The organism is Kribbella sp. NPDC048915, assembly GCF_040649595.1.
Classification (GTDB): domain Bacteria; phylum Actinomycetota; class Actinomycetes; order Propionibacteriales; family Kribbellaceae; genus Kribbella.
Genome location: NZ_JBEZFT010000138.1, coordinates 1 through 9,627, shown reverse-complemented (window position 1 = coordinate 9,627; position 9,627 = coordinate 1). Strand labels below are relative to the sequence as shown.

The following is a 9,627-nucleotide window of genomic DNA, read 5'->3' as shown; positions in this document are numbered from 1 at the left end:
CAACGACCACTGCACATCCGACAACAACCGAAACCTCGACACGACACCAAGGCTCTCAACGAACAGCCCCAATGTTTGTCAGACACGCTCTAGCCGAGGTGTATCTGCGGCTGGGGCGCGTACAGGAGGCGCAACGGGTGTCATCGGAGCACTCTGCTCTGGCCGAGGCGAAAGGACAGCCCTGGTCGCTGGCACGCGCGGCCCGGGCGCGTGGTGTCGTCGACAACAGCGAGCAGGGCTTCGCATGCGCGCTCGGTTGGCACGAGGAGACACTGGACGCGTTCGAGCTGGCGCGGACCCGGCTGGCATACGGCGCCTGGCTGCGACGCATACGCCGCCGCGTGGACGCCCGTACTCAGCTACGCCTCGCTGTGGAGAGCTTCGACGCGCTAGGTGCCGTCAACTGGGCAGACCAGGCCGCTGCCGAGCTGAAGGCGACAGGGGAGACCGCCAGACGCCGAGTGCCGAGCACGGCGGACGAGCTGACCCCACAGGAGCGCCAGATCGCCGTACTGCTCGCCGACGGCAACAGCATCCGCGAAGCCGCGGCCCGGCTGTTCCTCAGCCCCAAGACCGTCGAGTACCACCTCCGCAAGGTCTACGCGAAGCTCGGCATCCACTCCCGCACCGAACTCACCACCCTGCTGCACCGAACGTAGGGTGACCGCAGCAGTGCCCGCGAACTCCCCGTACTGCTTCGGCCACAGCCGGTCTGAACAGTGGTGAATTACACCCGTGAAAGCGCTGTCGGCTTGACAGTGGATGGCATGCTGGACGGGATGACGGAGTTGATGGAGGTCGCGCGTAACCTGCTCGGCACCGCGATGACCTCGCATTGGCTGCTGCTCGTGCTGTTCGTCGCTGCCGCGGTCGACGCGGTGTTCCCGGTGGTGCCCAGCGAAGGCATGGTGATCACGGCCGGCATGGCCGCGGCCGCCGGCCATCAGAATCTGCCGTTGGTGATCGCGGTCGCGATGGCCGGGTCGGTGATCGGCGAATCGATCTGCTACCTGCTGGGTCGCGGCTCCGGACCGGCGCTGCATCGGTGGATGAAACGCCAGGAGCGTCGCCAGCAGATCTACGACCGGATCTCCGCCGCGCTGCACTCGCGCGGCGGACTCATCTTGATGACGGTCCGCTACGTGCCCGGCGCGCGGATGGTCGCGACGCTGACCGCGGGCGCGACGCGGTACTCGTTCAAGAAGTTCTTCGTCTTCACCTTCGCCGGGGTGGCCGTCGCCTACACCTACGTCGCCCTGCTCGGCTACATCGGTGGTGACGCCTTCCAGCACGACCATCTCCTGGGCCTCGTGTTCAGCCTCAGTCTGGCCGGCGTGATCGGTCTGGTCATCGAGATCACTCGCCGGATCACCAACCGGCGGCGTGCGGCGAAGATCACAGCCGCGTAACGATCCTCGCTCCGGTTTCCGCGCGGGCGCGTGTCCTGCGCGAACCTTCGCGGAGTTCCGTGCGTCCCTAGACCCGTGGTGAGGCCTGGGGTGAACCTCGCGGCCGCTGCGCTCGTACTGGCGGCGGTTCTGACCGGATGCGCCGACGTACCACCGGAGAGCGCTTCCAGTGCCACCACGACCAAGCCCGCCGGCAAGCCCACGGCCGGCCCCACGAGCAGCCCGTCGAAGCCCAGCCCGTCGGCCACACCCGCACCGAACAAACCGCCGGCCGCGGCCCCGGTGCTGCGCTCGTTCCCGGCGAAACTGCCGAGTGGCAAACCGCCGCTGTTCGTCGTGGTGTCGTTCGACGGCGCCGGCGACCTGATGCTGTGGTCGCGCTGGCGGACCCTCGCGAAGCAGGTCGACGCGCGGATGACGTTCTTCCTCTCCGGCCCGTACCTCTACCCGGAGGCGCGCCGGACCGACTACCGGCCGCCGTCCAAGAAGCCCGGCGCGTCCGACATCGGCTGGGGTGACGCGGCCGGGATCGTCGGGCGCACCAAGGTCCTACGCGAGGCGATCGCCGAGGGCCACGAGATCGGCACCCACGCGAACGGCCACTTCTGCGGCAAGAACGGCGTCGGCCGCTGGACCGCCGCCCAGTGGCGCGCCGAGCTGAACGCGTTCGACCGAATGGTCCGGACCGGCCCGTCACTCGCGACCGGGAAGACCGTCGCGCCGCCGTTCGACCCGGCCACGGTGAAGGGCATGCGCACCCCGTGCCTGGAGGGCAACCAGGCCGCGTACCGGTCCGTGATGGTGCAACGCGGCATGCTGTACGACGCATCCGCGACCGGCCTGATCGCCTGGCCGGCGAAGGCGAACGGGGTGTGGAACTTCCCGCTCCAGTCGGTGACGCTGGCCGGGACGAAGAAGACGACGCTGACGATGGACTACAACCTGTGGTTCGCGCAGAACAAGGCGACAAAGGCACCGGTCGCGCAGGCACCGAAGCTCAAGGCGCAGATCCTGGCGACCTACCGGCAGGCACTCGCCACGTCGCGGGCGGGCAACAACCCGCCGCTGTTCCTTGGCAACCACTTCAACCGGTGGAACAACAGCGTGTACTCCGACGCGCTCGCCGAGTTCGTCACGCAGACCTGCGCGCAACCCGACGTACGGTGCGTGTCGAACGTCGAGCTGGTCAGCTGGCTGACGAAGTACGGCGTACCGACGGCCCCGCGCACCGCGCGCGCTCCGTCATAGCCGCAGGTAGCCGTACGCGCTCTGCCAGGTGCCGCCGTTCTTGATCCGCTCGACGACCAGCCGCTGCAGGCGGGTGTCCTGCGGGAGCTCGTCGAGACGGTCGGTGCCGTGGGTGCGGAAGGTGAAGAAGATCGCGCTGTCCTGGCTGTCGGTCGGCGTCCCGTACGGCGTGAAACGGCGCCCGAACTGCACCATGTTCGAGTCCTGCGGCAGGTTGTCGAGCAGGTACGGGTCGATCAGCCACGACCAGAGATTCGCCGTCCGCACCGGGTACTCCGGGAAGTACCGCGGGAAGAACTCACGCGCCTGCTGCAGGCTGTCGTCGACCAGCTCGGGCGTCAGTGGACCGGTCTCCGGGATGTGTACGCCGATGATCCACTCACCTGGCTCGGTGCCGGGCACCGGCTTGTTGGCCGGGACCTGGTGGAGCAGGTACTGCAGCCGGCCGAGCGCATAGATTTGGCCGGTCCAATGGATCGTCATCCACCAGTGCGTCTCCAGGCCGTAGTCGCCGTGGGTGCGCCGGTTCACCTTGATCTGCTGGCCGAGATCGGCGAGCGTCGCCCAGCTGATGTCGTCCGGGATGCCGCGCTCGGCGTGGTACCGGCGGATGTCCGGCACCGTGTCGAGGAAGGCCTGGATCGAGTTCCGCGGGTCCTCCGGCATCTGGAACTCCGGCTCGCGGCCGAGCTTCCCGATCGCGCCGCGGATCTGGTCCGCGAGCTCCTTCACCGCGACCTGGTCCGGCACGAAGGCCTCGGCCGCCGCGGCGTCGACGTCGGCGAATCCCAGCAGGCGGTACTCCTCAGCGCTCGTCACTCGCCAACGGTAACCGATCTTGGCGAGGCGGAGACTTACGGTCTCAGCGGGTCAGAAGCCGTGGGCATCGCTGCCGGGCGTCGTTTCGTGCCGTTTCATCTCGGCCTCGCGCTGGTGTTTACGCCCGTCGACCAGGCGTTCGCGGACCGAGCGTTCGGCGGCGACGAACGGCTCGTAGTACGTCCGGTCGTAGTCCTCGACGATCTGGAAGGTCCAGCGCCGCTCGTTGATGTTCCGCCCGACGATGGTCGCCTCGATCTCGTCGGCCACGTCGTTCGCGCCGGCCTTGCGCAGCAGTTCGACCGCGCGCTCGACCTCGTTGTCACCTTTACCGGTCAGCTGATGGAACTCGTACAGCGCACCACGGGCACGGATCACGGTCTCGAGGGCCAGCGTCAGGGCACCGACCGCCTCGACCGTCTCGTCGCTCACACCGTCCGGCCGCTGCAGCTCCGGGGGCAGTTCGTCCATGCCTTCGCAGTACCCAGATCGATGCGCCCTGTCACCGCCGTCTCGTCACCGCTCCTCGGCCAGGCCGAGGTAGAGGATCGCCGGATCGGCGGGGTTGAAGGCGAGCGAGGGAATGCCGTCGTAGTTGTTGTGCTGCTTGTTCAGCTCGCCGGTCGAGGGGACGAAGCGGTAGAGGTCGGCGCCGTAGCCGCCGAACGACGTACCGTAGCTGAAGTAGAGCAGGTCCGGGTCGACCGGCGAGCCCCACATCTGGTTGCCGTTGATCAGATCGGCGCGGCTCTGGTCCAGCACCTCGCGGAACTTCAGCCCGCCGTCCGCGGACTCCCAGATGAACCGGGTCGACCGGTCGCGGTCGTACCCCTCCATCCAGACCTTGGACGGGTCAGCCGGCGAGATCGCCAGACTGAACGCGTTCACCCGTTCGACCGGCCGCGACCGCGTCCAGGTCCGCCCGCCGTCGAACGTCACGTACACCCCGTCCGACATCACGCCGGCGACCACGTGATCAGGATTCCGTGGATCCACGACGGCGTCGTACACGAACAGGTTGCCCGCCGCCGGTACGCCGACCCGCCGCCAGCTGACGCCGTCGTCCGCGGAGTCGTACAGCTGCCCGTCCCGCGCGACGGCCCGCAGCCGTCCGGGGCGCGCATCCAAGGCGGCCACTCCGTCGCCGGGAACCGGTCCGAGGACGGTGGTCACGCGCGCACCGTGGACACGATGGATCGGCTGGTCGTTGACGCTGTAGATGTACGCCGAGTCGCCCGGTCCGGCCTGGACGTCGTACGTGCTCAGGTCGTCCGGCGTCTTGTCGAGCAACTGCCAGCTGCAGCCGGCATCGCTGGAGCGCTGAATGGTCTGCCGCCCGATCGTGATGAGCGTGTTCGGCTCCTGCAGCGTCGCGACCTTCGCGTACGTGACCGCGCGCAGCCGGTTCGTCGTCTCCGCGAGCACCGCGCCGTCGGTCTCGGTGAACGTCACCGACCCGTCGCCGTACACCCGCTCGCAGTGCGGCCGGTTCCAGTTCCATGACGGGTCCGGTTCCGCGGCGTGCGCGGGTGCGTGCATGAGGCCGAGGAGGGCAGTGGCCACGACAAGGGCGAGGGCAGGGCGGCGTGAGGTCATGCCTCCAGATGTACGGCGCCATGCCGCGCCCCGGCCAGCGCCTGTCGTGGCCGACAGGCGCCATGACGAGAAGCGGTCAGCCGGCCGCGGTGTCGATGTGCCGGGCGAGAACGAGGTCGTCGTCGGTGATGCCGCCGGCCTCGTGACTGCTCACGTGAAAGGTGATGGTCGTGTAGCGGATGTCGATGTCCGGGTGGTGGTTCATCGACTCCGCCAACTGCGCGACGGTCGCCACCAGGCGAATGCCGTCCAGGAAGTTCTCGGCCTTGACGCTGCGCACCAGCTCGTTGTCGACGACCTTCCATTCAGTCAGGTGCTCACGCACCGCGAGATCGATCTGGTCGTCCGTCAAGAGCTCAGCCATGCGCTCACTCTAGACCTCTTCGCGGACCTTCTCCGCCACTTCGCGTCGCGCTCGGGGAGCCGCGACGAAGCCGAGGAGGGCCAGCAGGGCGCCGGTGGTGATGATGGCGCCGAAGACCCACGGCTGCGGGTCGTCGGCGTTGAAGGCGAGCAGGGTGCCGCTGACGGCGAGGCCGGTGGCGATGCTCATGGTGGCGGCCATTTGACCGGCGCTGCTGTTGCGGCCGGAATTGGCCTGGTCGGACAGGTCGAGCGTGAGGACCGACAGGCTCGACGAACTGAGTCCCATCCCGATGCCCGCGAACCCCCAGCCGATCAGGCCGATCCAAGTCGTAGCGGTCGTCCACGCCAACAATGAGGTGACCGCCAGGCCGACTGTCATGAAGGCCAGGCCGGCCCGCAGTACGGTCACTCGGTCGATCCCGTGGTCACGGCCCTGCAGCCACGAGCCGAGCGCCCAGCAGACGCCGGTGATCGACAGCGTGACACCGGCCCGGGACGGGCTGAAGTCGTGCTGCAGCGTCAGCAACAGCGGGAGGTACGCCCCGACTCCGGCGAAGGCGGCACCGCCGAGTCCGCGGACGCCAACCACCGCAGGAAAACCACGGCGTGCGGTGAAGGTGCCCGAAGGCATCACCCGTACGGCGGCGCGCGCGAGCACCGCCAGCGACACCGCGATCGTCGTACCGCCGGCGTACGGATGCTCTTGCAGGTGGTCACCGGCCACGGTCATCAGGAACAACGCCGCGGACGCCGCCAGCGCCCAGGGGAGTGCGGCGCGCCAGGCCTCGAGCTCGGCCGCGTCCTCAGCTGAGCGCTCGGGCGCCGGTGCGTCGGCCGCCTGGCGCCGCGCGGGACCGAGCAGCAACCAGCTCGGCACCAGCAGCACGAGCGCGCCGAGGAACACCCACCGCCATCCGAACTGCTCCGTCACCACGCCCGTCAGCACCGGCCCGAGAACCGATGGCAGCACCCACATCGCCGCGAACAACGAGAACATCCGCGGCCGCAGTACCGCCGGCAGTGCCCGCGCAATCAGCACCATCAGCGACACGTCCAGCAGCCCCTCGGCGAGGCCGCTGAGCAGTAGCCCGGCGATCACCATCGGCATCGCGGTCGCCGTACCGACCAGAAGTTGCGCGAGCGCGAACGAGATCGCCCCGGCGCGTAACGTCGGGATCGGGCCGCGGCGGTCCGACCACAGCCCGGCGATCGCGAGTGAGATCAGGTAGCTCGCGTTCGGCGCGGCGTTCGCCAGGCCGAAGCTGCCGAGGGCCCCGAACTCGCGGACCATCGTCGGCAGCGCCGTACCGACCGCCCGGTTCTCGAACGCGCCGAGCGTGACCAGGCCGATCACCCCGAGCACCAACGGGAGATGCCGGCCGGTGAACAGTTTGGGAGGCGCCGCAGCGGTCGTCGTCATGCGGCCCATCGTCGAAGTTCAAGCACCCTTGAGGTCAAGTCGTCCGATCGCCGGGCAGCCGGAAGATCAGCACGAGGACGCGCAGGACGAGCACGGTGCAGATCACCAGCAAGTTGTAGCCGAGCAGTTGGAACAAGCTCATCGACTCGGTGACCTTCGGCCCGCCCGGCGTGCCGAGCAGCAGCACCGCCATCAACCCTGCGGTCGCGCCCAGGACAGCCAGCAGAGCCTGGTGGAGCAGACCGGTGAAGTGGCGGCGGTCGCGCTCGTCGGCGAACAGGCGCACGTTCAGCCCGAGCCGGCCGCTCTCCGCCGCGGCCGCGATCCGGTCGATTCGCCGCGGCAACCGGCGCAACATCGGCAGCAACGTGGCGAGCTCCTCGGTCGCCGTACGGCGCAACGCGTCCGGCGCGAGCCGGTCGGTGACATGGGCGCTCGCGAACTGACGTGACGCCGCCACCAGGTCGAAATCGGGGGAGATCCGCGAGATCGTCCCCTCGATCGTCGCCAGCGCACGGAACACCGCCGCCACCTCCGGCGGTACGCCGAGTTCGTGCGAGGTGATGATCGCGAACAGGTCGGTGAACATCGCCGGCCCGACGGCGACCCCGGCGGACAGATGCTTGGTCATGAATTGCCCGACCGCGCGCTCCAGCGAGCGCTCGTCGACGACATCCGGGCGATACACGATCTCCAGCAGTGCGTCGGTGGCGGCGACCGGATCGCCGTGGTCGACCGCGAGCAGGAACCGTTGCAGAGCCTCGCGGGTCGCCGGATCGAGGCGACCGACCGAGCCGAGGTCGAGCATGCCGATCCGGCCGTCGGCGAGCAGCAGGAAGTTCCCCGGATGCGGATCGGCGTGGAAGACGCCGTCGATCGCCACCTGGCCGAGGAGGCAGTCGAACAGCGTCCGGCCGAGCCGCACCGCGTCCAGTCCGCGCTCCGTGATGGCCGGCGCGGCGTTGCCGAGGCCGATGCCATCGAGGTGCTGCATGGTGAGAACGCGGCGCGTCGAACGCTCCGGATACAGCCGCGGTACGACGAGGTCATTGCTCGCGGCAACAGACTTCCCGGCGGCGACGGTGGTCATGTTGCCGGCCTCGACGGTGAAGTCGAGCTCCTCGCGCATCGCCTCGGCGAAGCCGTCCGCGAGCGCGCGGACGCCCATCGAGCGACCCCAGTCGGTGTTGCGGTCGAGCAGTCGCGCGAGCCGGCCGACGATGTCGAGGTCCCGTTCGACGACCGCGGTGATCCCCGGGCGCTGGACCTTGACCACCACGTCGGCGTCGTGCGTACCGTCGTACAGGCGGGCGGTGTAGACCTGGGCGACCGAAGCGGCGGCGAGCGGCTCGGTGTCGAAGGCGGCGTACAGCTGGTGCGGCGGGGCGCCGAGCTCCTCGGTGAGGACCTGCTCGATCTGCGCCCAGGGCGCCGGGGTGACCTGGTCCTGCAGGCGGCTGAGCTCGGTGGCGACGGATGCCGGGATGAGGTCGCTGCGGGTGGACAACACCTGGCCGAGCTTCACGAACGTCACACCGGCCTCGTCGAGCGCGAGCCGCAGCGAGCGGGCGAGCTCGGCCTGGCCGGCGGCGTTCTCCCGGCCCGGACGGCGGCGGCCGCGCAAGTACGGTCCGAGGCCGTGCCGGATCGCGATCCGCAGGATCTGCAGGTACCGCCGGGTGCGCGCGATCCGGCCGGTCAGGTCCCGCCGCAGATCACGGGCCCGAGGCAACGACCCGGTCGGCACCAGCGCCTCGGCAAGCACCAGAAAGACCAGGCCCGCGAGCATCGAGCACAGCACGATCAGCACCATGAACGCGACCGCGGCCCCCTGCGACCCGGTCCACGGCGGCTGCCCGACCATCGCCGTCGCCAACGGCCCTGCCGCGCTCAACGTGATCAACGCCCCGACCGCAAGCCGCCCCAGCCCGAACCGCACCCCCAGCAACCGCTGCGAGATCGGCACGAACACCACCATGAACACAGCCAGATTCACCAGCCGCAACACCACAACATCCATCCCCGAACCCTAATCAGCCTCTCGCCCACCCCACCTCCCCCACGCGGGTGAACACGCCACCTCCCCCACGCGGGTGAACACGCCACCTCGAATGCCGGGTGACGGCGCTGCCTTCCCGATGCGGGTGAACATTCCATCTCGCACAGGCGAGTCCCACCTCACCCCTGAACCGCCCTGCGGCGCCTCGCATACGGGCAGGTGCGGGCACATCTCGGGGCCTTGAACAGGAATTGGTGGGTGTGGAGTGGCAATTTCCTGTTCACGGCCCCCGCTGCATGAGCCCAGGGCCTATTTATGGCGCGGACGCGAAGCCGCCGCAGCCACCCGCACCGCCACAGCTACCCGTGTCGCTGCAGCAACCGGTGTCGCCACTGCTACCTGTGTCGACTGCAGCCACCGGTGTCGCCACTGCGACCCGTGTCGCTGCAGCAACCGGTGTCGCCACTGCTACCTGTGTCGACTGCAGCCACCGGTGTCGCCACTGCCACTCGTGTCGCCGCAGCCACTGGCATCGCCGGAGCCACCCGCACCACCACAGGCTCCTCGCCGGTGCGCGTCGCGACGCCGGCGCCATCTGCCGTACGTCGAGCTGCAGTCAGTGGAGGGTTTTCTCCTGCATGGCGGGCAAAATCCTCCATTGTCGTGCGGAAAACGCTCCTAGTACTACAGCCGGACTTCGTGTTCTCCGGCCGGAGCGGTCTTCGTTATGTGCCTGTCTTGGCGGATTTGGGGAGGATTTCTGGCCGATC

General features: G+C 68.9%; 9 protein-coding genes. 3 read left to right on the top strand and 6 right to left on the bottom strand.

The window, feature by feature from the left end; all coding sequences use genetic code 11:
• Positions 1 to 137: 137 nt before the first annotated feature.
• The 3 genes from AB0B82_RS35030 (at position 138) to AB0B82_RS35020 (ending at position 2,657) form a co-directional block, all read left to right on the top strand.
• Positions 138 to 659 carry a helix-turn-helix transcriptional regulator gene (locus AB0B82_RS35030; RefSeq protein WP_360178780.1) on the top strand — a complete coding sequence of 174 codons (522 nt, stop codon included), beginning with the start codon at positions 138 to 140 and terminating at the stop codon, positions 657 to 659.
• Between the two features lie 120 nt (positions 660 to 779).
• On the top strand, positions 780 to 1,409 hold the full coding sequence (locus AB0B82_RS35025) for a DedA family protein (RefSeq protein WP_360178777.1): 630 nt from the start codon (positions 780 to 782) through the stop codon (positions 1,407 to 1,409).
• A 90-nt stretch (positions 1,410 to 1,499) separates the two neighbouring features.
• A complete protein-coding gene (locus tag AB0B82_RS35020; protein ID WP_360178774.1) occupies positions 1,500 to 2,657 on the top strand; it encodes a hypothetical protein in 1,158 nt (385 codons plus the stop codon).
• On the opposite strand, the gene AB0B82_RS35015 is transcribed toward AB0B82_RS35020, so the two are convergent.
• The 6 genes from AB0B82_RS35015 to AB0B82_RS34990 form a co-directional block, all read right to left on the bottom strand.
• Positions 2,652 to 3,476, bottom strand: coding sequence for an acyltransferase domain-containing protein (locus AB0B82_RS35015; protein WP_360178771.1), 825 nt, complete (start codon positions 3,474 to 3,476; stop codon positions 2,652 to 2,654). The two genes, AB0B82_RS35020 and AB0B82_RS35015, sit on opposite strands and share 6 nt — an antisense overlap.
• 51 nt (positions 3,477 to 3,527) lie before the next feature.
• Positions 3,528 to 3,947: a hypothetical protein gene (locus AB0B82_RS35010; RefSeq protein ID WP_360178768.1), complete on the bottom strand. Its 420-nt coding sequence runs from the start codon at positions 3,945 to 3,947 to the stop codon at positions 3,528 to 3,530.
• A gap of 45 nt (positions 3,948 to 3,992) precedes the next feature.
• The gene (locus AB0B82_RS35005) at positions 3,993 to 5,072 is read right to left on the bottom strand and encodes a hypothetical protein (protein WP_360178765.1); all 1,080 of its coding nucleotides are present in this window, start codon (positions 5,070 to 5,072) and stop codon (positions 3,993 to 3,995) included.
• Between the two features lie 76 nt (positions 5,073 to 5,148).
• Positions 5,149 to 5,436, bottom strand: coding sequence for a 4a-hydroxytetrahydrobiopterin dehydratase (locus AB0B82_RS35000; protein ID WP_360178762.1), 288 nt, complete (start codon positions 5,434 to 5,436; stop codon positions 5,149 to 5,151).
• 9 nt (positions 5,437 to 5,445) lie between these two features.
• Positions 5,446 to 6,858 carry an MFS transporter gene (locus tag AB0B82_RS34995; protein ID WP_360178759.1) on the bottom strand — a complete coding sequence of 471 codons (1,413 nt, stop codon included), beginning with the start codon at positions 6,856 to 6,858 and terminating at the stop codon, positions 5,446 to 5,448.
• A 34-nt stretch (positions 6,859 to 6,892) separates the two neighbouring features.
• Positions 6,893 to 8,878, bottom strand: coding sequence for an AarF/UbiB family protein (locus AB0B82_RS34990; RefSeq protein WP_360178756.1), 1,986 nt, complete (start codon positions 8,876 to 8,878; stop codon positions 6,893 to 6,895).
• Between the last annotated feature and the right edge of the window lie 749 nt (positions 8,879 to 9,627).